The sequence below is a fragment of the Shewanella sp. AC91-MNA-CIBAN-0169 genome, from assembly GCF_040310165.1.
Lineage (GTDB): Bacteria > Pseudomonadota > Gammaproteobacteria > Enterobacterales > Shewanellaceae > Shewanella.
Window position 1 is genome coordinate 190490 of the sequence record NZ_JBEOPM010000001.1, and the last position, 23967, is coordinate 214456.

Sequence of the window (23967 nt, forward strand, 5' to 3'; positions counted from 1 at the left end):
TTTTTAACTACTTATCTGAATTGGTTGAACCAATTTTATGAATCGCTAAATCCGCCCCAATAAATTCATCTTCTTGGCTTAAGCGTAAACTCGATAGCTTGTTAACCACGCCATACACAATCATACCGCCAACAATTGCCACCACAACACCAGCAATACTACCGATAAGTTGTGACATAAAGCTGACTCCGCCGAGGCCTCCGAAAGCTTGCTGGCCAAAAATACCCGCTGCAATACCGCCCCACACACCGCATAAACCGTGTAGTGGCCATACACCTAGAACGTCGTCTATTCTGTTGCTGCGCTGTAATTTTGTGTATACGAAAACAAACAAACCTCCAGCGACACCGCCAACCACAAATGCGCCAACAGGATGCATTAAGTCAGAACCGGCACACACAGCCACTAAGCCTGCTAGTGGTCCGTTATGAATAAAACCAGGGTCATTCTTACCCACCACAAGTGCCACAATCGTACCGCCAACCATAGCCATTAAACTGTTTACCGCCACTAAGCCACTAATTCCATCGAGGGTTTGCGCTGACATAACGTTAAAGCCAAACCAACCGACAATCAGCACCCAAGAGCCTAGCGCTAAGAACGGAATATTTGATGGTGCAAAAGCGATACCGGGTTTGCGGCCGCGTCGGGCACCTAATAAATAGATGGCGACTAAGGCTAACCAACCGCCCATGGCATGTACCACAACGGAACCTGCAAAGTCATGGAATTGGGCGCCGAATTGGCTTTCTAACCAAGCTTGGAAGCCATAATTACCGTTCCACATAATCCCTTCAAATAGCGGGTATACGAAGGCAACAATCAAAGCTGAAGCCAATAAAAAAGGCCTAAAACTGCCGCGTTCAGCAATACCGCCAGATACAATGGCTGGAATGGCTGCTGCAAATGTGAGTAAGAAGAAAAATTTAACCAGTTGGTAACCATTATCAGTGGTTAAGCTTTCTGCGCTGACAAAAAAGTGATTGCCGTAAGCAATTTGATAGCCAATGACAAAGTAGGCAATAGCGGAAAAAGCAAAGTCAGTTAGAATTTTCACCAAGGCATTGACTTGGTTTTTATGTCTCACTGTGCCCATTTCTAAAAATGCAAAGCCTGCGTGCATGGCTAACACCATAATTGCACCAAGTAAGATAAACAAGGTGTCTGCACTTTGTGCAATGACGCCAATAGCATCACTAATATTATTCATTTCAGTTCCCACAAAACGATTCTCTGTTGAAATTCATACTTTTATAAAGCAAAAGTCATTCCTAAACCGTTACTTGACTGGCATATTCATGAACCCATATGGTGCAAATAGCTGAAAATGTTGCTGAAATGATCCGTTAAATGTTCTACTTCGGTGCGTTTTTATGTCGGTTCAATGCTCAATAGTGTCAGTAATGATTGATGTTTGGACTGGTAATGTTTCATTTTGGTGCGCTATCGCTTTCATTTGGTGCGTTGTACTACAGGTAAATTAACTTTATGTTAACAGTTGTCATTAAGCTAATATTGTCCAATAACGAGGGCTTAAATACATCGGTTGTAAAGATCCCTATTCCAAATTATCAATAACTGATCCCCAATAACATCTCACTAGAAACAGCATTACGGGAGCAATATGACAGCAGTAAGAGTGGCTGGAGTGGGAATGATCCCATTTTGCAAACCAGGTAAGCATGAGCCCTATCGTGTCATGGCGGCTAAAGCGATAAAGCTGGCATTAGCTGATGCAGGGCTTGACGCCAAGTCAATTGGCCAAGCATATGGAGCCTATATTTATGGCGACAGCACCTGCGCTCAGCATGCATTCTACGATGTAATCCAAAGCGGCATTCCAATTATCAATGTTAATAATAATTGTTCTAGTGGCTCGACTGCGTTATTTCTAGCGCGTCAAGCGGTGTTATCTGGACAAGTAGATTGTGCGTTAGCGTTTGGGTTTGAAGAAATGCAACCAGGTGCATTGGGATCGCATTGGACCGACAGAGAAAGCCCTTTTGAGCGGGTTGAGCCAGTGTTAAAGCAGTTTAATGCCCCGCAAGGTCCAATTGCATTACGGGCTTTTGGTGCTGCGGGTCGTCATTATATGGATAAGTATCACGTCGGTGCCGATATTTTTGCCAAGGTGGCCGAAAAGTCACGTTGTCATGCGTTACAAAATCCATACTCGATGTTTTCAACGCCATTAACGTATCAGCAAGTGCTCGATGATAAGTTAATTTACGATAATTATTTAACTCGGCTTATGGCTTGTCCTCCTACTTGTGGTGCAGCAGCGACCATCGTTTGCAGCGAACAGTTTGCCCGTCAAAATGGCATTACATCCAAGGTAAAGATTATTGCGCAGGCAATGGCAACTGATACAGAGCAGTCGTGGCAAGACCCAATTTATGCCGTCGGTAAGGGAATGAGCCAACAAGCGGCGCTGCAGGTTTATGATGATGCTGGTATCGACCCCAACGATATCGATGTAATAGAACTGCATGATTGCTTTACCCCAAATGAGGTGATCACTTATGAAGCATTAGGCTTATGTCCTGAAGGCGGCGCAGCTGAATTGATTGCCAATGGTGACAACACTTATGGTGGCAAATTTGTTATTGGGCCATCGGGGGGATTAATGTCGAAAGGACATCCAATTGGTGCTACTGGGCTGGCACAATGTACCGAGCTGACATGGCATTTACGTGGTCAAGCTGGCAACCGGCAAGTCGACAATGCCAGGTTAGCGTTGCAGCACAATGTAGGTTTAGGTGGCGCGGTGGTGGTGACGTTATATGGCGTTTAGCTAACGGTTTTATTTCATGTTGCGCTTCAGTGTCGTCGATGTATGAAGGCAATGTAGCGCAACAAGGTGGGCTGTTATTTTATGGTGTGATTTGAATAACAATAAATTATTTGAACGATCACTCAAAATAAACTTGAGCGATTGTTCAAATTAGTTTATAGTGGACTCAATTCGAAACGAAACGCTCCTAAATTTATTTATCTAGAAGAGAGAATATTATGACTGCATTTACTATTCATACAGTAGACACCGCACCAGAAGGCAGCAAAGCTATGTTAGAGGGTGCTAAAAAACAAATGGGTATGGTTCCCAATCTATTTGGCGTTTTAGCAGAGTCTCCAAGCACGTTGCAAGCTTACCAACAGTTACATCAGGCCTTTTTAGACACATCATTTAACCCTGAAGAGCTAACGGTTGTATGGCAAACCATTAACGTTGAACACGAATGTGGTTACTGCGTACCAGCCCATACAGGTATTGCACATTCAATGAAAGTAGACCCAGCGTTAACTGAAGCATTGCGTAATAAGGCGGCGATGCCAAACGCTAAATTACAAGCGTTACAAGATGCGACATTAAGTATTGTACGTAACCGCGGCAATATTTCTGAAGCAGAACTAGCAGCATTCTATGCCGCAGGTTATGGCCAACAGCAGGTATTAGAAATCATTTTAGGTCTGTCACAAAAAGTGATCAGTAACTATACCAACCATGTGGCAAAAACACCGGTTGATGATGCATTCAAAAAGTTTACTTGGTAATTCTTAACTAACATTGTTACCGACATTTTTATCAAAGATTATCATTCACGATAAGTCGATTCATGTATGACTTCATAATACCAATGCCGCGTTATCGCAAATGGCATTGGTATTTTTTTATCACGTTACAGTGAAAAAGCGTACTTGAAGAGATGAGGACAGCCAAATGACAGCAAAGATTAAGCTCGATATTATTTCAGATGTAGTGTGCCCTTGGTGCATCGTCGGTTATAAACACTTAGAAGCAGCGATAAATGAACTTGGGCTGCAAGATCGAGTTGAGATTGAGTGGCAACCATTTGAACTTAACCCTAACATGCCTGCTGAAGGTGAAAATCTGCGTGAGCATTCAGCCAGAAAATACGGCACAACCCCAGAAGGTAGCGTTCGTGCACGGGCCAATATTGCTCAACAGGGGGCTGAACATGGCTTTATTTTTGACTATTTTGAACAGATGAAAATGGTTAACACTTTAGACGCTCATGTGTTGTTGGAATACGCGAAAGAGGTCGGTAAGCAAACGGAGCTTAAATTGCGTTTATTCAGCGCCTTTTTTAGCGAACATAAAGATATTTCAAACCGTGAGGTGTTGACCGCTGAGCTCACCGCAGTGGGTATTAATGCCGCAGAAGCCATGAGTTTACTTGATAACGCTGCAGTGGCAGAACAGGTTCGCGCCAAAGAGGCTCATTGGCAGCAACTTGGTATTTCGGGTGTACCCACGGTCATTTTTAACCAATCGAGTGCATTAACCGGCGCGCATCCAGTTGAAGCATATAAACAAGTTTTGGCCGATTTAGTTGCCCAGCGCTAATGCGCTAGGGCTACATTGTTTGAGTATTGTTATCCCGAGTTTAGGTTACTTACACCTGAGCCACGCTAATCACCTGTTTGGTTGATGGAGTAATAACCACCGGGATTGATTTTGAGGTTGGGGTGTAAGAGCCAATTCCGACGCTGTTGATTGACACCAGTGGATTCGTCTCAGGATAATAAGCAGCAATGTTACCGCGTGGAATGTCGTAATAAACCACGCTAAAGTCACAGACTTTGCGGACGATATTGTCGTTGGCAATAGACTGTATATCAATAAGTTGGTCTTCAAGCAGATTAAGCTGAACAGCATCTTGTTGGTTCATAAACAATACATTCCGCTTACCTTTAATACCGCGATATCGGTCGTCCATTCCATAAATAGTGGTGTTGTATTGGTCGTGAGATCGCAAACTTTGCAGTAGAAAAATAGGGTGTTGTTCGGAGGATGACGCAGTTGTTTGTGCGTTGCTTGAGCAATCTGCAATAACTGAATTTGGCAACTGACTAGGATTAAATTGAGCTAACTGGTTAGTGGTATTCCAAATAAGCTCAGCAGCGCTATTCCCCAGATAAAACCCGGCAGGTTGCTCGATACGTTGATTAAAGTCACTAAAGCCGTCGATGGTATTTTCGATAAGCTGACGGATTAGTGCATAGTCATCACGTAATGCCAGCCAATCTAGTTTATTTGCGGCATGGTTTGTTGAGTTGAGCTGAGTCGAGCCGGAATGGTTAAATGTTGCATGAGCCATTTGAGCGACAATATCAATTTCAGATAAACATTGTTCAGAGGCGGGTTCGGTCATGCCTGTTGAAGCATGAACCATGCTAAAGGTGTCTTCAACGGTGATTTTTTGAATGCCGCTTTGCTGCTTGTCTAATTCAGTGCGGCCTAAACAAGGTAAAATTAAGGCGTCGTGTGTTACTTGTAAGTGGCTGCGATTAAGCTTAGTGCTGATTTGAACATTGAGTTCAGCATTGCGCATTGCTTGGTATGTAAAATCAGTATCGGGCGCCGCAGCCGCGAGATTTCCACCTAAACAAATTAGCACCTTACTCTGTTTACTGTGTAGGGCTTTAAGGGCTTCGACCACATTGTGGCCCGCTTGCCGCGGTAAGCTGGTAGATAAATGCTGTTCTAAGCGGGTAATAAAAGCGGCAGACGGCTTTTCATTAATGCCCATAGTGCGGTTGCCTTGCACATTACTGTGGCCGCGAACAGGGCATAATCCGGCACCTTTTTTGCCTATTTGACCACATAGCAGATGCAGATTAACGACTTCACGAATAATGTCGACCGAATGCTTATGTTGAGTTAAGCCCATTGCCCAGCAACTGATCACGGTTTTGCTGTCACTGAACACGGTCGCGGCTTGAATAATCTCTGCTTTTGTCAGTCCAGATTGTTGTTCTATTTTATCCCAGCTAGTGTGTGTAACACTGTGTTGATAATCTTCAAAAAATGCACTGTGCTGCTGTATAAACTCATGGTCTATTTTATCTGGACGTTGTTCAATAATAAATTTAGCCATGCCTCGCGCAGCGGCCATATCGCCGCCTAATTTAGGGGTTAAATACAAATGGCTGATGGTAGTGGCTGCTGGAGTGAGCAATTCTATAGGGCTTTGTGGACTGGCGAACTTTTCTAAGGCAACTTCTTTAAGATTATTGAAAGTGACAATTTTACCCCCTTGTTTGGCGGCCTTGCGCAGAGTATTCATCATTCTTGGATGGTTGGTGCCAGGGTTTTGGCCAAACACAAAAATGGCTTCGGCGGCATCAAAATCTTCTAATACTACCGTGCCTTTACCTATTCCAATGGCGCTAATTAATGCGACACCACTAGCTTCGTGGCACATGTTAGAGCAATCGGGAAAGTTATTGGTGCCATAAAGCCGGCCAAACAGTTGGTAGAGGTAGGATGCTTCGTTACTGGCGCGTCCAGAAGTGTAAAATTCAACTTGGTCAGGGCTACTTAAACTGTTGAGCTTGGTGGCGATAATCGAAAATGCCTCAGACCAGGTTACTGGTTCATAGTGATCGGTTATCGCATTAAAGCGCATTGGTTCGGTTAAACGCCCCTGATACTCTAACCAATAGTCAGTCTGTTTTGTTAGTTGGCGTACCGAATGTTGAGCAAAAAAATCGCGGCCAACGCCTTTACCCGTTGATTCCCATGCCACAGCTTTGGCGCCATTTTCACAAAACTGAAATGCACCTTGCTTGTTATCACCCCATGCGCAACCCGGGCAATCGAAGCCATCAGTTTGATTAACACGGAGTAAGTTTTTAAGGTTTTGCTTGGTGTGTTGGCTGCGAAGTACATGAGTAAATGTGGCTTGCAGTGAAGGAAATCCGCCGGCTTTAGTTGGTTTTTGGTGATGACTAGACATGAATTTCTCCGATAGGGCTCAGCGATAGACGGTTAACATTAAAATGACAATCGTAACTGGAATAATAAATAGGCGCTGAAAACTTGGGTATGTGAATAATATTGAGGTTGTATTTTAGTGCCAGCTTTACTGCCAGTTGGCTTGGCGAAGCTAGACTAATAAGATTGTTAGCGCCAAAAAGAACCGCTTTATGGATCAATTCACTGCTACAACGACTGGTGATTAATAAGGTATTACATGATGTTTTTTGCGTCGCGGTTGTTTGCCTTATTAACATGCCGATAAGTTTATCGAGTGCATTATGACGGCCGATGTCTTCACGACAGGCGATAATGTCGCCTTGTGCTGTTAACGCTAAAGCCGCATGTATCGCACCACTTTGTTGAGCTTTTATTTGGCTGTCGGCAATACGTTGTTTTAAGGTTTCAAGGTTATTAATGTCAATGGGGCGTGTGACCGGAAGAATAGCTAATTGAGGCAGTGCATGTTCTATTGCTTCAACACCGCAGATACCGCAACCTGTTGCACCCACGAGCCGACGTTTTTTACTGTTTAAGGCCGACAGACAACGATTGGCGATAGTCACTTCAACCATAAAGCCGCTATCTGATGGCGTTATTTGAATGTCATGTATGTCATGGTCGTGTTGGATAATGGCTTCGGCAAATAAAAAACCAATCGCAAAATCTTCAATATCATCAGGGGTGACCATCATCACAGCATAGTTAATCCCGTTAATATTAATGGCGGCAGCCGCTTCCTCTACCAGATGTTCAATGGGGGGCAACCATTTATATGAAGCATTCATGTGTATAGACTCAAAACCGGACGTGGATCACAGTTTAGGGGGCACTAATACACAAAGCCAATCAAACAAATTTATGCGGTGATAGTTTTTATCTATTAATATAGTGGAATTGATAGGGAGACTTTGAAGGGCGTATGAACCTGAGACAGTTACATTATTTTTATGAATTAGCGCAGTTTAAGCATTTTGCTAAAGCAGCCAAAGCTTGCCATATTACCCAGCCGACTTTGTCTGCCAGCATTACCGCGTTGGAAAAAAGCTTTGGTACCGAGCTAGTGGTGCGCGGCAGTCAGTTTGTTGCGTTAACCGATGCTGGACAGATTGTATTGCGCTATGCAGAAAAAATGCTGTTAGATCAAGCGGCGCTAAAACAAGAATTGAGTGTGTTTAGCGGGCCATTAATCGGCTCTTTGCGGATTGGCATTGTGCCGCAGTCGAGTGTCGATATTATGCCGATAATTAAAGCATTCAACGAGCTGCATTCTAATATTGCCGTAACGCTCTTGGTGACCACCAATGAAAAGCTAATTGAGCAACTGACTTTGCATCAAATTGATATCGGTTTAGGGTTTGATGAAAACCTTACTGAGGCGAATCGTCGCACGTTTCATTTTTATCCGCAGATTGATAATGATATGGCGGTATTATCAACCCAAGCACTTGTTAATCAACTCGACACTACTGCGCTAAGTGATAACCGATTAACCCTTAATAATTTGCAACGTTTACCATTGGTGTTGTTGAGCCAAAATATGCAGTTTAGGCAATACATTGATAATGCGATGGCAGAAACGGATTTACGCTTTAATGTGGTGTTAGAAACCGATTCGTTATTTCACCTAGTCAGCGCGGTAAAACACAATATTGGCTACGCGATTGTCAGCAGCGGTATTGCAAAATCAGCTCAGCAGTTATTCAATCTGCATTACCGACAACTGCAAGGTATTGAATCGGGTAATACGGTGTTTATTACCCGCAAATACAGTGTCTCACCTGCGATGCGCGAATTTGTGAGTCTGATTGAAATGGGGTAATTTTTGCAGGTGTTTTGCCGTTAAAGCATCATGCTAGCAAACTCAGATAGGCGTGGATATTGTTAATATCGCATCATTCAACTTGGCTGGTGGCATCTTAACGGCAGCAAAGATAACACCTGTTAATGACAACGCTGCTTTTTGGGTGTCATAGCTGTCCTAAAATTACTGTCCTAAAAATAGCTGTCCTGAAATTGATGTCTTAAATGATTGCAACTTAACTTGGGTTTATGTTTGCTGCAAGCCTGTGATTGTTGATATAATAGCGGGCTAAAAAATTTATCTATTTACAGACTTTTTTATCTCGCAATCACTGCCACATCGCCTGCAGGAATAACTATGATTAACCACTTTAGCGTACTGGGCGTCAGAGCCAATGCCAAAGAAGATGACATAAAAAAAGCCTATAAACGTTTATCGAATAAGTACCATCCTGACAAATTACTTGGGGCGTCTGATGATGAAAAGCAACAAGCATCTGTGCAGCTCCAACGAGTCAAAAAAGCTTACGAAGTGTTGTCAGATAAAAAGCAGAGAAATGCTTTTATCAATGATTTTAACAACGTAATTGTTACCGATCCCACAGCCGCTATGCGCGAGTTGTGGGACGAATATTATTCCTGAGTATCCCATGGCTAAACATCTTAATATCTCACGCATTAATGAGCTAAAAAATAATGCCAATGACAATATAGAATCTTACAACGACCCTGATACGCCAAATGCGCTGGCAAAGTTTACCAGCCAAATCAGAGAGATATTGTTGGCCGATCCTGGGATGCTAGATTCAGTCCCTGAATATTTACCTGTTGCACTTTATGAAAGAGTTAAGTTCTCGCCTGAGTCAAAGCGCCAATGGGCACATTGGATTAGCTTGAATATTCACCCAAGCTGGGATGAATTTAAAACGACGATTGCGTTTAACAACGCCGATCTACCTCTGGCGCTTGCGGTACGCAAATATAACGAAGATTTGCTCATTGAAAGTTGTGCCGTGGTGTATCTGTTAGAGACTCAGGGAGATACAGCGCCCAAGCCTGAGGAAGATGATTCTGATGGTCTTCATGAGCATGAACGTGATGAAAACGATGATGACGACACGGACTATGATAGCGATGAAGAAGGTTATTATGACCAATATGACGAGGATATCGAATGAACAGTCTCATTGAAATAACCGCAGCTGAAATACAAGAGCTGGCTAATGTTGAGCCTAAACAGGCCAGCAAGAGATTTGAATTGATTGCATCGTCGATGTCAGATGATCAGTTGGTTGAAGTTATCGAGAAAATGGATATCGTTACGTTGACACAAATTAACAGTCAGCATGATATTTCGTGTCCATCGATTATGTCTGAGTTAATGACCCCAGAACAGATCCGCGACATTGTCTGCCAGCAGCCACTTTATTGGGAAGAAAAAATCAAGAGTAATGCCGAAGAGTTAATGCAGCATACTTTTGACTTTATGACTTATCTGATTCGAATCCAAGACAATGAAGAGAAACAAACTGCTATTTTAGAGTGTTTGGCTGAAGATCCTGCTGCGCTGTTTTATCTATCGATTCCGTTTATCGAGCTTATTTTAGGCGGTACCAGCAGTGATGACGATGAGATCAACGACACTTTTGATGATGAAGCTGATGAGGAAACCGTAGGGTACTCCGATTGGCAAGCCGATGAAGAGGCACACAGTCTTAGCATCGATGACCCGCGCAGTTTATTAGCATTGATCCGCGATCGAGCGCCTAATGTTGAAAAGGCGATTAAGAACATGTTGCGTAACACCGGCTCTGATTGGCAGTTAATTATTAGCCAGTTTGCCAGTGAGTTAGTGATACAGGCGAAAGAAAAGAACCAAGTCACCGACGAGTATGCTGAAGTTGATGAAATGTTTAGCTTTCTTGATTAAGGGTTCTGCAAATGCAATTGGTATTACGTGACGAAAATCAGGGTCCCTATCTGAGTCGGGTGTTGGCTTATGGCCGAACCGAAGAATTGCTCAGTAATGAGCAATTGGGACAGATCAAAGCGAAAGCCATTTTGATGAGCCTTAAGTTCGCTGATAAGTTTTATAACAAGTATAAAATGCATTTGCTTGAAGAAGCTGCGCAAGATGTTATCGGCATTGTTAGCATTGGCTTAATGGCATTATCGGACCAAAGTCAGGCTAATGCTATACGGTTGCTACTGACTGATGACGGCGTAGTTAAGTCGTTCCAGAAGGGCTGGGGAATGCTAACTAAAGTTAGCCAACACAGGCTTCATGGTAAATCTGTTTATGGTGACGTAGATAAAGTGTTGCTTGATCAAGTGTCGAGTCCACCTGATTGTGACGAATGGCAAGGCTGGGCTTACTACCAAGAAGCATTAGCTGAGCATAATCGCCAGCAATCTATTAATGCCTTATTGGCTCAGTTCTACATTGTCGGCACTTTTGATCCAATGGATTATATCAATCTAGAAAGTACTCTGGCAGAAGCCGTGTTATATCGGATATTTTTTGACGGTAAAAAAGTCCGTCAAGATCTTAAACGCCGCATGGCTCGTATAGAACTTAAAGATGAATGGTTTAACCTCGAATTTATCGAGCTACAAACTAAGGTGGCTTTGGCCGAGTTACCTAACGAGCTTGCTGATGCAATTCGTTTAGATTTAGGTAAGCATTTTAACGCAGCATTGTTGCGGACCCTGCATTTCTCTCGAAGTTATCAAGAGTTGGCCATTCAAAATGCCTCTCCTGAACGATTGGAGCGCCTGGAATACAAAGAAGGCTTAATTGGTCTACTTGGTTGGCCAATCTATATCGACATGTAGTTTAGCTTTAGGAAGCTTGCGAGTGAGCAAGCTTCCTTCATTCACTGATTATGTCTGCCATTATTTACTTCCGGATTGCGCAGCACCATAAAATCTCTCGTTACCGTGATGTTGTACATTATATTTATACTCTGCTTTGAGTTAACAACGTTTTAATCCTATCTAATACCTATTTAAAATTACTTTTTTCAACTCAATCATTTCATATTGCACTTGTTACAAATACTGTTGCTTCCCTATTCAACACTGACTTAATGGTTAACTTATTCATATAGCACAACATATGTGAGTTGCATCTTCTGCTATCCGATCGATACAGAGGTATAGATAGTGTGGAGTCAATGGTATTAATGTCCACTGATGAAACGACTCGGTTATGGATTATCAAATGATTTTTGATAATGTTTACCTTTTGTGGTGGTTCATTGGTAGTCATAATCCCAGTAATATAAGGCTTTGCTGATAAAGATCGTTAAAGTCGGCTATATTCTAAAAGGGCGTGGTATGAATATTCGCTTTGATCATTTGTCACTAAGTGCTAGAAATCCGCAAAAAATGAGCGATTTTCTGGTGGAGCTATTAGATTTAACCGTTGGTGATCGGCCTAATCTTGAGTTTTCTGGTTATTTTTTATTTGCCGGTGACAAAGATGTGATACATATTTTTGCTAACCAGCAGCCAGAGGTAAGCTATCAACTGTCGCAAAATGAGCAACAGCAAAATATTGTTCATCATGTGAGTTTTTTCAGTGATGACTATCAAGATGTCATGGCAAGAATTGCCAAACTGGGCCTGCGTTATTCTATGAGTGAAGTGCCGGGAACGTCGGTTAAACAAATTTTTGTTCGCGGCCCTGAAGGGCTCATTATTGAAATCCAAGCCTTGCCGAACGGCGAGTGCGGTTTGTAGTTGTGTATAGTATTGGTTTTGTGTCATATTTATCATTAAGTTATGTTGTTAGTACGTCATTGTAGAGAGTGATGATCGATAGTGAAAATCGATAGCGATTGTTGATAATGATTGTCGATAGTGATTATTGATAATCATTGTCGATAGTGAAAATTGCTAGCGTCTTGATAGGGTTAATTGTACATCTGCATTTTCTGTTAGTTGTTAACGCGTTAACTGTTCTTTGGGCCGAGTCTGCTGCCTATTCCATCTTTGTTTAATTGTTCTTAGGATCCAATATGCTGAGTAGCTTACGTGCTTATCGTTCGTCCATTATTTTACTGAGTGCCTTACTGCTGGGCGGATTGTTTGGTGGGTTATTTCCTGAATGGGCTATCAAGCTTAAGCCTATTGGACAAATATTTCTCAATCTACTGTTTATGATCATCGTACCTTTGGTTGCTGTGAGTGTGATGTCATCTATTGCTCACATGACCGATTTAAAGAAATTAGGCGCGATACTGGTGTCTATTATGGCTGTGTCGATTGTCATGGCGATTATTCCGTCAGTGGGCGTGGTGTTGTTGGCATTAGCATATGATCCCGCGCAAGGGGTGACATTAGACTTAGCCAATACCGTTGATTCTGCCTCGGGTAGCATGGACTTTGTCAGCTTACTCACAACTAACGATTTTGTCGGACTACTCTCTAAATCAAACATATTAGCATTGATTATTATGTCGGTGATTGGCGGTGTGGCCATTGGTCAATCCGGTGAAGATGGCCAGAGAGTGGGGCGCATGCTCGACAGTTTAAATACCGTGATCATGAAAGTGATTTCGATATTAATGTATGTGGCTCCAATTGGGCTAGGTGCTTATTTTGCCGCGACTATGGCTAGTCAAGATACTGAATTAATGGGGACATTTGCTCGAGCGGTGGGGTTGTTTTTTGTGGCGATGGCTATTTACCTAACGTTAGGTTCGACGTTATATGCGTGGATTGGCGGTGGTGCACAAGGTGTGAAACGTTTTTGGCAACATATGCTTGAACCTGCTGTGACGGCATTAGGCACTAGCTCGTCGTTAGCAACGTTACCTGTGACTATTCGCAGTGCGGCTAAAATGGGCCTAAATGAGCAAATTGCCGAGATTAGCTTACCGTTACTAGTGAATCTCAATAAAGGCGGTGCAGCGGCTATTACCGCACTAAAAATCGTGTTTATTTATTCGTTATTAGGTCTCGATTTTACGACCGATGTATTTATGCTGACGATTTTGATTTCGGTATTATCGGCATTTATCATTGGCGGAGTACCGGGCGGGGCATTTTTAGGTGAAATCTTTATTGTGACCACCTTAGGTTTACCGATGGAAGTGATCCCTATTTTAGTGGTCATAGGGGCCATTACCGATGCGGCTTCAACGGTGGTTAATGTGGTACATGATTTAACCGCAACGCAAATTATTGAGCGCATTAATGGTAAGCATTATATTGTGGATGCGCCAGCGAGTCGCTTACAAGAGTAAGATTCAATATTCTGTTAATTGTTAATTGTTAATTGTTAATTGTTAATTGTTCTTTATCCTACTAAGCCGCTGCTACACAGTTTCGCCCGCCAGATTTTGCTGAATATAAGGCTTTGTCTGCGCGGTCAAGCAAGCTGTGAGCCGTGTCTTCTACTCTATACTGGGCGACACCTAAGCTAATTGTCAGTTCCATTGCTTGAATATTTTGCATGGCAATATACAGCCTTAACCTTTCGGTTAACTCAACAGCATCTGCCAATGTCGTGTTGGGTAAAACCACCACAAATTCTTCGCCGCCCCAGCGTGCTAATAAATCGTCGCTACGCATTTGGTTTTGTAATAATTGCGCGAGTTGGCATAGCACTTTGTCTCCGAATAAATGGCCGTGATTATCATTAATTTGTTTAAAATGATCGATGTCGATAATTGCTACCGAAATAGGGTATTGAGTGGCAGCTTGTTTACTGAGTAAATCTTGAGTTGTTTGATGGTTTTTCAGCGGATGGTCATCCGCATAAGGTTGGTAAATAATCGGTGCTTCGTCTGTTCGTTTTGTCGCGTTAGCGCTTTCTGTTGCCATGGGCGCATTGGCTGCTGGTGTGGTCAGTAGAGTATCAAGCGCAAAATCGAGTTTTTCACGGTTATACAGTCCGGTGAGTTTATCTGTTTCAGCCATTTTTTGGATTTCTAAATTACGCAGTGCCAGTTTTTGATAAGCTGAAAAACGGGTTTTTTCGTAAAATCTAAACAGTAAAATTTGTGCAATACACACTTCAATAACGTTAAATAATGAGCCGGTGCTAAAGGCCACTGGCTGAGGGTCTTGCGTTTGCAGGTAAACAATAAAAGCACACACACTAAAGCAGATGCATGAAATAAATGTGCCCCATGTTCGACCGATAAGAAAAAATGAAAAAGGCGGAATAAGCGTCGCCCAAAACAGTGAATGAGAATACCCTTTGGCTGATATCACAAATAGCATAATTAAACTGGCTACCATGAGAGTGACAGCCCATGCGGTTATCTTTACATGACCCGTGCGACGAAAACGACAGTAAATACCCAATGAGATAACTAAGCCTGAACCGTCGAGCAAGGCATATTGATAACCTTCAAAATAGAATAGGTTGATCAGGGTAAGAATGAGAAAGTAACTCGTGGTAATGAGTAATGAATGTTCGATTAAGCGAATACGCCAATAATCAGGGTGATCAGGCGGATACTGAGGGAATTGTTTGTACCAAAATTTAATCATAAGCAACTTCCGAGGTGACATTCAGTGAACGTTAATCTTTGTATCTTGATAACCGTATCATTCAATCCTTGATAAGTGATAATTAAGCATAGGTAAAATTTAAAAAATAACCGTCTATTTAGGCGGTTATTTTAAGATATTGGTATGAAAGGACGATTAAAATTTATGGTTTTGTTTCAATTAGCTCAAGAATGTCAAAACAGGCGCCCATGGTGTGAAAATCGGTTTTGCCGAGCGGACTTTTTAGGTTATCTATCTTTTGGTTGTCTTGAGTTCACATGCTAAACCCAGCACCGTATCGATGAGCGACCATGTGTTGCCACGTGCCGTGCCCAATTTGGTCAAATGGGTATTTAACTGTGGCTTTTAAAATGTGGTTTTCTAACGTTGGTTATTTAACTGAAAGTACCTAGCAAAGAGTATTTGACTGGAAGCATTGAGCTAGCAGTATTGAATGAGACGTTTTGCGCTATAAGTATTGCGCTATAAGTATTGAGGTAAGAGTACCAAAGTCGCTTGTTGTGAATAATCAGCTTCATAATTGATTGTTATTATTTGCACTCAAGTTGTCATTACAAGCACTGATATGCTGCCCTGCAAGTAGTTTTAACTTATACGCCAAACTTGAAGCATATAGTTTGGCAACGTATCATGCGCTTTTTATTGCGATGAGCCCTTCTATAATGCGCCACTTAACCACTCGTTATCATTCCGACACTCCAGCAGATTTTATTGCTGCGAATCACCAAACAATGCTAACGCGGCTTGCTGCTCGCGCAATTGTCATGCGTAATAATCAAATATTAATGCTTTACACCCAACGTTATCATGACTATTCATTGCCTGGTGGTGGCGTTGATGCTGGCGAGGAGATAGAGCAAGGGCTTATCCGTGAGTTACAAGAAGAAACTGGCGCCCAACAAATTCGCAATATTAATCCATTTGGCTTATATGAAGAATATCGTCCTTGGCAACGAGATGGTTATACGTCGGTTAATATGCTGTCTTATTGTTTCACTTGTGATATTGACAGTCAGCTGGGGGAAACCCAATTTGAAGCTCACGAAATTAATAACGGCATGATACCAGTATGGATTGATATCGATGAGGCTATTAGGCATAACCTTGACACTATCGCCAACAGCAGCAAAAAAGGCTTATCGATTGAACGAGAAACCTTTCTACTGAAATTGATTAAACAAGAGTTAGTGCGCTAAGCTTAAGCCATTGTGGCTTAAGCTTAGCGCTATATGGCTATCACATAGCCAAGCGGATGGTATTAACCGTCAGCTCAGGTTCATAGCCCCGTTAGCCTATAGACAGTTCTTTTGCTCTTGTCGCTGCACACGCCATTGCGCTGGCAACTAGCTCGTCAAGATCACCATCCTGAAACGCTAATATTGCCTGTTCCGTTGTGCCTTTAGGTGAGGTCACCTGGTGACGTAGACTCGCCAAGTTATGCTGACTATTCATCGCCATTGATATGGCTCCCATAGCACTCTGCAACACAGCTTTAGTGGCTGTTTCTTGCGGCAGCCCTTGTTCAATGGCAGCTTTCTCCATGGCTTCTAAAAATAAGAATAAATACGCCGGCGAGCTGCCTGCTGCAGCCACGATGGTCGACATTTGGCTTTCTTCTTTTAGCCATACTGTTTCACCCACAGCACGCATGAGTCTTTCTGCTAGCGCAATGTCATTAGCGTGAGTGTCTGGTCCCGCATATAAACCCGTTAACCCTTCACCAATGGCGGTAGGCAAGTTTGGCATGGCGCAAATGACTTTGGGTGAGAAATGTAGTTTTTGGCGCAGTGTGGCATGTTTGACTCCCGCGGCAATCGAGATAACGAGTTTTCGGTTATCGTACTGCATAACTTCACTCAACTGCTCACACACTACAGGTACTACAAAAGGCTTAACGGCAACAATGATGACATCAGCAAACGCAACGGCGGCGGTATTGTCTTGATGTACTTTAACATTGAACTTATCGATTAAGTCGTGTCGAGTAGTTTGGCTGGGGGTGCACACTAGAATATTGGCACTGTTATGACCTTGTTTAAGTAGGCCGCTGATTATGGCTCTTGCCATGTTGCCACCACCAATAAAGGCGATACAGGTATTGGGGTCTAATGATTCATGTTGAGAGATGACAACCTCCGAAAATGTCGCTAAAAAGAAAAGGCCACGCTTTCGCTTGGCCTTTGAATTGTGGAGCCTATTTGATTATGCGCGAACTTGACCTACACCGCTGACTAAGTATTTCTCAGTGGTAAGTGACTCAAGGCCCATAGGTCCGTAGGCATGCAATTTACTGGTGGCAATACCAATTTCAGCACCTAGACCGAGCTCGCTACCATCAGAAAAACGTGACGATGCATTAACCATCACTACCGAGGCATCCACGGTGCGTTGAAAACGCGTAGCCGTTAATTCATTTTGGGTACAAATCACTTCAGTATGATGGCTACCAAAGCGGCGAATATGATTAATAGCATGATCAAAATCAGTGACTTGGCGAATGGCAATTTCTAAATCCAAATATTCTTGGCCGAAATCATCATCGCTAATAACGTTGGCATGCTCAAAGTATTGTTGGGCATTTTTGCTGACATTTATACGTACTTTATGTGCAGCAAGTTGGGCTGCCACTTTAGGTAAAAAGGCTGCCGCTACGTCTTGATGTACCAGTAATCCCTCTAGAGCATTACATACTCCAGTGCGTTGGGTTTTACCATTGAGCAATAAAGACATCGCAATATCAAGATCGGCATCTTTATCAACATACAAATGACAAACACCTTTAAAATGTTGAATAACAGGTATTTTACTGTTATCTGTAACAAAATTGATTAAGCCTTCGCCACCGCGTGGAATAATGACATCAATAAAGTCACGTTGCTGCATAAGCTCTAGTAATAAAGCGCGATCTGGATCGGGTATTACGGTGATCAGTGCTGGTGGTAATTGATATGCTTGCAATACATTTTGTAAAATAGAAGCAATGATTTTGCTTGAATGTATTGCTTCTTTACCGCCACGCAATATCACTGCATTACCTGATTTAAAGCACAATGCACCTGCATCAGCGGTAACATTAGGGCGTGCTTCATAAATCATACAAACAACGCCTAAAGGTACGCGCATTTTTTGAATGTTTAGACCATTTGGTCGCTCACATATTTCACGTACCATGCCGACAGGATCGGGTAATGATGCAACGGTTTCAATGCCCGCAGCCATAGATTCAATACGTTCAGGTGTCAGTGTCAATCGATCTATCATTGCCGCGCCTAAATCTGCTTTTTCGGCATGGTCAAGATCCAATAAATTCGCTTTAATAATATCGTCGCTGTGTGCTCTAAGTGCACGGGCCATATCAAGTAAAATAGTGTTTTTAACTTTCTCATCTAATAGGGCTAGAGTTTGTGCCGCTGTGGCTGCTGCTTGCGATAAATCTTTAATTAAACTCATAGTTGCTCCAAAATGGCGATGTTTTTGTCAGAGATCAGTGGGCCCGTTTTTTGCTGGGCATTGTTGGCAAATTCACGATCTTCTTGGTCTGCAATAAAATGTAATAAACAACTACTGTAGTTTGATTTGGCTTTTGCCAATTTAGTGCCATCGCCTTTGCGCACTAAAACAGTATCGCCGACGGAAAAGTTGCCTCTTACGGCCACTACATCGTCAGTGGTTAGTTGGGTATCATGCTCTTCAAGGTCAGCGCTAAAGTCATTTTCGACAATTAACTCACCCTGAACTTGTGAGGTATGCATCATCCAATGCAAGTGTTCTTGCATCGGTACATCATACGGGGTGAATAAAGTGCCTGGATTTTGGCCCTTTAAAAGTTGATTGAATGTGTCCGCGTCAAAACCATCGACAATCATGGTTTCAATTCCGTGTGAAATTGCTTTCTCAGCGGCTTCAATCTTGGTTAACATGCCGCCAGTACCTACGCTGCTCGTAGCACCGCCAGCCATAGCATAAATCTCAGCATTGATTTCACTGACTTGCTTAATTAGCGTGGCATCTTCATGTAAATTAGGGTTTTTAGTATAAAGCCCTTTTACGTCAGAGCAGATAATTAACGCATCTGCATCCGCTGCTGCGGCAACCATAGCTGATAAATTGTCATTATCCCCGACACGTAACTTGGCTGCGGTAACAGCATCGTTTTCGTTGATAATGGGAAGTAAGCCATTGTCTAGCAAGGTAAAAATAGTATTTTTAATACTGATATAACGGTCACGGTCGCGTAAATCACCATGGGTAAGTAATAGCTGCGCCGATGGGAAATCGAACAATTTATCCCAGGTGGCCATCATATCGGCCTGGCCTGCAGCTGCCATGGCTTTTTTAAGCGAAATACTTGGCTCTGCCGTATCTGGGAATCTATGTTTGCCCGCGGCGACTGACCCTGAAGATACCAATACAACTTGGCATCCTTGAGCGCGACAGGTAGCGATAAACTGTGCAATACCTAATAAATAATGGCTGCTACAACCTTGTTGATGGGGCGCAATTAATGCGCTTCCCACTTTAACGACAATCCGTTTCCAATGTGAAGTTGACATAGTTTTGTTCTCCATTACTGTTGCTCGGTTAAAACACGATTCGCTTCATGGAAGGTATCAACTGTTTTATTACAAGGATCCGAGTCAAGAGCGCTGGTAATCCAAATCACTACACTACTAACAATAAAGCCGGGGATCATTTCGTACATTACGGTGGTTAACGCTTTTCCATCTGCCAGAACTGGCGCGTAAATCCAAAATAATACGGTCACTGCACCCGAAATAATACCCGCAACAGCGGCTTTATGGGTCAGGTTCTTTTTATATAGGCAACACAGCACCAGTGGACCAAAGGCCGCACCAAATCCAGCCCATGCATTGCTGACTATCGATAAGATGCTATTTGAGCGATCGAGCGCCAGTAAGCTGGCGACAATACCGACACCGGCTACACCATAACGTCCCATTCTGACCATTTCTTTCTCAGTTGACTCTTTTTTCGAAATGACTCGATAAATGTCTTCGGTCAATGAACTTGACGACACTAATAACTGTGAAGAAATCGTGCTCATAATAGCGGCTAAAATGGCTGCTAAGAGGAAACCACTGATCAGTGGATGGAACAACAATTCAGAAAATACAATAAAGATGGTTTCAGGATCGCTTATTGTCATATCGAATTTATTGGCGTAGGCAATACCCACTAGACCTGTTGCCAGCGCACCAGTAATGGTGACCGTCATCCAACTCATGCCAATTCTTCGTGCCGCTTTGATATCAGAAACCGAGCGGATAGCCATAAAGCGCACAATAATATGTGGCTGACCAAAATAACCTAATCCCCAAGAAAGACTGGAAATTAACCCGAGTATAGTGACATTTTGCATCGCATCAGAAAAATGTGGGATCGACTCATAAGCAAAGCCCATCATTTTATCAGCACTGCTAAACTCTTGATATGCCACAACGGGTACCAGAATCAAGGCAACAAACATGATACAGCCTTGTACAAAGTCAGTCATACTGACGGCTAAAAAGCCACCGAGTAGGGTATAAGACACTACTACACCTAGGGTGATCACGAGCCCGAGTTCATAATTTAAATCAAATGCAGAGACAAATAATTTCCCGCCAGCGACTAATCCTGCCGAAGTATATAAGGTAAAGAAGATCACAATGATCACTGCCGCGATAATCCGCACATTACTGTTAGGTGCGTGGAAGCGTTTAGCAAAAAACTCAGGGATCGTTAGGGAGTCACCCGCGACTTCAGTATAAACCCGTAATTTAGGTGCCACGATCAGATAATTAATCAATGCCCCAGCTAATAGGCCGATCGCAATGTAGATGGTTTCGAAGCCTACTAAGAACATGGCGCCAGGTAAGCCCATTAGCATCCAGCCACTCATATCGGAGGCTCCAGCTGACAGTGCGGTAACTTGCGGGCTGACTTTACGGCCACCCAAAATGTAACCAGATACATCGCTTGTTGATTGTTTATACGCGAACAATCCAATGCCTAGCATTACCAGGAAATATATTGCTAATGAGACATAGGTTAAGTAATGCATGAATTATTTTCCTCCTAACGCTTTGTGATTTTGAATCCCGCTAGGTTTCAACATAACAAAGAGATAGGTACTTAAAAGGGCACATAAACAAAATAATTGTGAAGCCTCTTTCAGCTTTAATTTAGCGGTGTTCAACATAGTGGTAGTGAGATTTTCTTCGTTTGACGTGTCCGTTGACATAATGTCCTCCTGGGTGCGGGCTAATCGGATTATTGTTAATTCATTTTTCATTCAACAATAAAAAACCACCAAACTAGTTAGTGGTCTAACTATATTAACATCATTTTAGGTAAAATTTCCAATCCAATCTCAGTTACGGCAGTAATAAATGTTTTTTAACAGCTATTTAACTTTATATCGATACGCTGTCAGCGGCATGAAATATAACGATGTCACACTGGCTGATTAAGTTGTGAGTACTTTTTAGCTATGTGCTGTTCATCTTTTTAATTTTCGACGGCGGTTAGCTTAAGTTACTGTATTTAAGGTTTTATATATTTCAAGTTGAGTGTGAACGTCATCGGTTTTACTGGGTATTTGCCTAATGTTGATGCTATAGATTGTTTATTATGCAGTATAAACGTTACAGATATGATGCTATTCGCAAGTCGATTTGGTGCACTTTTTAGCTATTAATAAGGTGTTTTTAAATAAGTGGTTACAGCTCGAATGATTTGAATTCAAATGGTTTTGACTCGAGTCGCTATGTCAAAAGATTTGGTTTTATCGCGTGATATGTGTTGAATGGCCACTGCGTTTTCTGCCATTGCTAAGTTAACTATTTCAAATTACTTATACATAAATCCATGGATGTAGTGGGTTATCTATTGCCAGTTTCAGTAATAGCAGTGGATTAAGTCGGCATGTTATTCGGTGGCAACATTGCTGTGAGATAGAGCTTTACTAGCTCATGTTAATGTTGTCGCGACCTTGATATTACTGGGTAACTGGGCTTCAAGTAGGATTTGATATAATGTTATTGCATTTAATTAGACGCTCGGTCTAATATAGGGGTATGAATAATTTAAGTGTAGATATAATGACAAGTCCGCATACTAAGCCAAGCCCTAAACCTCGTAGAGGCAGACCTCCCAAAGTATCGCGAGATAATCCAGATACTCGGGCAGAGCTTATTCGTAGTGGTCTTGAGCAACTGACAGAGCAAGGTTTTGCCTCATCGGGTATTGAACCCATTTTGAAAAAGGTGGGCGTTCCGAAAGGCTCTTTTTATCATTATTTTGCGAGTAAAGAAGTCTTTGGCCAAGCGGTATTGCAGAACTACGCTGAATACTTCTTACATAAACTTGAAATTCATTTGCTTGATGAAGCTTATTTACCATTAACGCGGATTAGACACTTCGTTGATGATGCTAAGGCCGGAATGATTCGATACCAATTTAAACGCGGTTGTTTAGTGGGTAATTTGGGTCAAGAAATTGGCGTTTTGCCAGACAGCTTCAGACCGCAAATTATTGCGATTTTTCTGAGTTGGCAAGCTTGTTTAGCTCGTTGCCTCAAAGCTGCGCAATCACTCGGACAAATAGCTGCAACGGCAGATTGTGATGCTCTAGCTGAAAATTTTTGGGTTGGCTGGGAAGGAGCGGTAAGCCGTGCAAAGTTAGTTCAAGATGAACGCCCACTTGATAACTACTATGATCATTTTATGGCAGCGTTAGCAAAATAAATTTTTTAACCATTAATAGACGATCAGTCTAAATTAGGAGAGCAAAATGTTTAATGGCATGTTGATCGAAAAAGACGACCAAGGTTACCGCACCACAGTAAAAAGTATCGATGAAAGCGTGTTACCTGAAGGTGATGTGACGGTAAAAGTGCTCTATAGCACCCTTAATTACAAAGATGCGCTAGCGATTACCGGTAAAGCACCTGTAGTGAGAACTTTCCCTATGGTGCCAGGCATTGACTTAGTAGGCATTGTCGAACATAGCGATAATGATAAATTTGCCACAGGTGATACAGTATTATTGAATGGTTTTGGCGTAGGTGAAAGTCATTGTGGTGGCTTGGCTACAAAAGCGCGTTTAAAAAGTGAATGGCTTATTCCATTACCAAAGGCATTTTCACCACAACAAGCTATGGCGATTGGCACTGCAGGTTATACCGCAATGTTATGTGTGATGGCTCTTGAGAAAAATGGCGTAACGCCAGACAAAGGTGAGGTGCTAGTTACTGGTGCTAATGGCGGAGTCGGCAGTTTTGCTATCGCTATTTTAGCCAAGTTAGGCTATCACGTCGTCGCCTCGACTGGCCGAATGGATGAAAGTGACTACCTAAGAAAGTTAGGTGCCAAAGACATTATCGATCGCGCAACATTGTCAGAAGCTGGTCGTCCATTGGCTAAAGAGCGTTGGGCTGGTGCTGTTGATTCTGTCGGCAGCCATACCTTAGCCAATGTGTGTGCTAGTACCAAGTATGGCGGAACGGTTGCTGCTTGTGGTTTGGCACAGGGAATGGATTTTCCTGCCAGCGTAGCGCCATTTATTTTACGTTGCGTGACCCTAGCGGGCGTCGACAGTGTAATGCGACCTTTAGCTGATCGTATTGAGGCATGGCAACGTCTAGGCGAAATCTTGGATGTTGGTGTGTTCGATGACATTGTTCATGAAATCAGCTTGACTGAAGCGATTGATGTGGCAAGTGATTTGTTAGCTGGTAAGGTTCGTGGCCGTGTGGTTGTTGATGTAAATCGTTAATGAATTAATTTGGATAGTTTTTAGTTGGATAATGTTGTCGGCCTGTGTAGCAGGTCGATGAATTTGTTAGCTGT

21 protein-coding genes and 1 pseudogene are annotated in these 23967 nt (G+C 42.6%); 13 read left to right on the top strand and 9 right to left on the bottom strand.

What is annotated here, in order from left to right; translation table 11 throughout:
* Window positions 1-7 precede the first annotated feature (7 nt).
* Window positions 8-1210, bottom strand: a complete 1203-nt coding sequence (locus tag AAEY98_RS00815; protein ID WP_101086001.1) for an ammonium transporter — start codon at window positions 1208-1210, stop codon at window positions 8-10.
* A 414-nt stretch (window positions 1211-1624) separates the two neighbouring features.
* Here AAEY98_RS00815 and AAEY98_RS00820 point away from each other — a divergent pair, with 414 nt between their 5' ends.
* The 3 genes from AAEY98_RS00820 to AAEY98_RS00830 all read left to right on the top strand — a co-directional run bounded on the left by AAEY98_RS00820 (window position 1625) and on the right by AAEY98_RS00830 (window position 4369).
* Entirely contained in the window at window positions 1625-2794 is a 1170-nt protein-coding gene (locus AAEY98_RS00820) for a lipid-transfer protein (RefSeq protein WP_101086000.1), read from the top strand.
* Between the two features lie 218 nt (window positions 2795-3012).
* The gene (locus AAEY98_RS00825; protein ID WP_162022383.1) at window positions 3013-3555 is read left to right on the top strand and encodes a carboxymuconolactone decarboxylase family protein; all 543 of its coding nucleotides are present in this window, start codon (window positions 3013-3015) and stop codon (window positions 3553-3555) included.
* Window positions 3556-3721: 166 nt separating this feature from the next.
* Complete coding sequence (locus AAEY98_RS00830; RefSeq protein WP_351014537.1) at window positions 3722-4369, top strand: DsbA family oxidoreductase; 648 nt, start codon at window positions 3722-3724, stop codon at window positions 4367-4369.
* Window positions 4370-4418: 49 nt separating this feature from the next.
* Here the strand turns inward: AAEY98_RS00830 and AAEY98_RS00835 are convergent, their stop codons facing one another.
* Together AAEY98_RS00835 and fdhD are read right to left on the bottom strand one after the other, a co-directional pair.
* Entirely contained in the window at window positions 4419-6764 is a 2346-nt protein-coding gene (locus tag AAEY98_RS00835) for an FdhF/YdeP family oxidoreductase (protein WP_351014539.1), read from the bottom strand.
* Complete coding sequence (fdhD, locus tag AAEY98_RS00840) at window positions 6757-7572, bottom strand: formate dehydrogenase accessory sulfurtransferase FdhD (protein WP_162022385.1); 816 nt, start codon at window positions 7570-7572, stop codon at window positions 6757-6759. The genes AAEY98_RS00835 and fdhD overlap by 8 nt, the downstream gene beginning before the upstream one ends.
* 134 nt (window positions 7573-7706) lie before the next feature.
* On the opposite strand from fdhD, the gene AAEY98_RS00845 reads away from it, so the two are divergent.
* The 7 genes from AAEY98_RS00845 (at window position 7707) to AAEY98_RS00875 (ending at window position 13839) form a co-directional block, all read left to right on the top strand.
* Entirely contained in the window at window positions 7707-8606 is a 900-nt protein-coding gene (locus AAEY98_RS00845) for a LysR family transcriptional regulator (protein WP_101085995.1), read from the top strand.
* Window positions 8607-8945: 339 nt separating this feature from the next.
* Window positions 8946-9230 carry a cold adaptation protein ActJcold adaptation protein ActJ gene (gene atcJ / locus AAEY98_RS00850; RefSeq protein WP_059745623.1) on the top strand — a complete coding sequence of 95 codons (285 nt, stop codon included), beginning with the start codon at window positions 8946-8948 and terminating at the stop codon, window positions 9228-9230.
* 7 nt (window positions 9231-9237) lie between these two features.
* Window positions 9238-9765 carry a cold adaptation protein AtcA gene (gene atcA / locus AAEY98_RS00855; RefSeq protein ID WP_011636233.1) on the top strand — a complete coding sequence of 176 codons (528 nt, stop codon included), beginning with the start codon at window positions 9238-9240 and terminating at the stop codon, window positions 9763-9765.
* Entirely contained in the window at window positions 9762-10517 is a 756-nt protein-coding gene (gene atcB, locus AAEY98_RS00860) for a cold adaptation protein AtcB (protein ID WP_351014541.1), read from the top strand. The genes atcA and atcB overlap by 4 nt, the downstream gene beginning before the upstream one ends.
* Window positions 10518-10528: 11 nt before the next feature.
* Window positions 10529-11422 carry a cold adaptation protein AtcC gene (gene atcC / locus AAEY98_RS00865; protein ID WP_162022386.1) on the top strand — a complete coding sequence of 298 codons (894 nt, stop codon included), beginning with the start codon at window positions 10529-10531 and terminating at the stop codon, window positions 11420-11422.
* Window positions 11423-11926: 504 nt separating this feature from the next.
* On the top strand, window positions 11927-12331 hold the full coding sequence (locus tag AAEY98_RS00870; protein WP_351014543.1) for a VOC family protein: 405 nt from the start codon (window positions 11927-11929) through the stop codon (window positions 12329-12331).
* Window positions 12332-12609: 278 nt separating this feature from the next.
* Window positions 12610-13839, top strand: a complete 1230-nt coding sequence (locus AAEY98_RS00875; RefSeq protein WP_162022388.1) for a dicarboxylate/amino acid:cation symporter — start codon at window positions 12610-12612, stop codon at window positions 13837-13839.
* Between the two features lie 61 nt (window positions 13840-13900).
* Here the strand turns inward: AAEY98_RS00875 and AAEY98_RS00880 are convergent, their stop codons facing one another.
* Both AAEY98_RS00880 and AAEY98_RS22795 read right to left on the bottom strand, forming a co-directional pair.
* A complete protein-coding gene (locus tag AAEY98_RS00880; RefSeq protein WP_351014545.1) occupies window positions 13901-15094 on the bottom strand; it encodes a GGDEF domain-containing protein in 1194 nt (397 codons plus the stop codon).
* Window positions 15095-15257: 163 nt separating this feature from the next.
* Window positions 15258-15422 (bottom strand): annotated as a pseudogene (locus AAEY98_RS22795) (AGE family epimerase/isomerase); the annotation flags it as partial.
* A gap of 355 nt (window positions 15423-15777) precedes the next feature.
* Between AAEY98_RS22795 and AAEY98_RS00885 the strand changes: the two are divergent.
* Window positions 15778-16311 carry an NUDIX hydrolase gene (locus tag AAEY98_RS00885; protein ID WP_351014547.1) on the top strand — a complete coding sequence of 178 codons (534 nt, stop codon included), beginning with the start codon at window positions 15778-15780 and terminating at the stop codon, window positions 16309-16311.
* Window positions 16312-16402: 91 nt separating this feature from the next.
* Here AAEY98_RS00885 and proC read toward each other — a convergent pair whose 3' ends face one another.
* From proC to putP, 4 genes are all read right to left on the bottom strand, one after another.
* Window positions 16403-17242, bottom strand: coding sequence for a pyrroline-5-carboxylate reductase (gene proC, locus AAEY98_RS00890; protein WP_101085982.1), 840 nt, complete (start codon window positions 17240-17242; stop codon window positions 16403-16405).
* A gap of 75 nt (window positions 17243-17317) precedes the next feature.
* Window positions 17318-18565 (bottom strand): glutamate-5-semialdehyde dehydrogenase, encoded by a 1248-nt coding sequence (locus tag AAEY98_RS00895; protein WP_192115594.1) that lies wholly within the window; start codon window positions 18563-18565, stop codon window positions 17318-17320.
* Entirely contained in the window at window positions 18562-19668 is a 1107-nt protein-coding gene (proB, locus tag AAEY98_RS00900) for a glutamate 5-kinase (RefSeq protein ID WP_101085980.1), read from the bottom strand. Before proB ends, AAEY98_RS00895 begins: the two co-directional genes overlap by 4 nt.
* A gap of 14 nt (window positions 19669-19682) precedes the next feature.
* Window positions 19683-21179 carry a sodium/proline symporter PutP gene (gene putP / locus AAEY98_RS00905; RefSeq protein ID WP_192115596.1) on the bottom strand — a complete coding sequence of 499 codons (1497 nt, stop codon included), beginning with the start codon at window positions 21177-21179 and terminating at the stop codon, window positions 19683-19685.
* A gap of 1039 nt (window positions 21180-22218) precedes the next feature.
* Here putP and acuR point away from each other — a divergent pair.
* Together acuR and acuI are read left to right on the top strand one after the other, a co-directional pair.
* On the top strand, window positions 22219-22863 hold the full coding sequence (gene acuR, locus AAEY98_RS00910; protein WP_243756236.1) for an acrylate utilization transcriptional regulator AcuR: 645 nt from the start codon (window positions 22219-22221) through the stop codon (window positions 22861-22863).
* A gap of 46 nt (window positions 22864-22909) precedes the next feature.
* Window positions 22910-23893 (top strand): acrylyl-CoA reductase (NADPH), encoded by a 984-nt coding sequence (gene acuI / locus AAEY98_RS00915; RefSeq protein WP_351014550.1) that lies wholly within the window; start codon window positions 22910-22912, stop codon window positions 23891-23893.
* The last annotated feature ends 74 nt before the right edge of the window (window positions 23894-23967 follow it).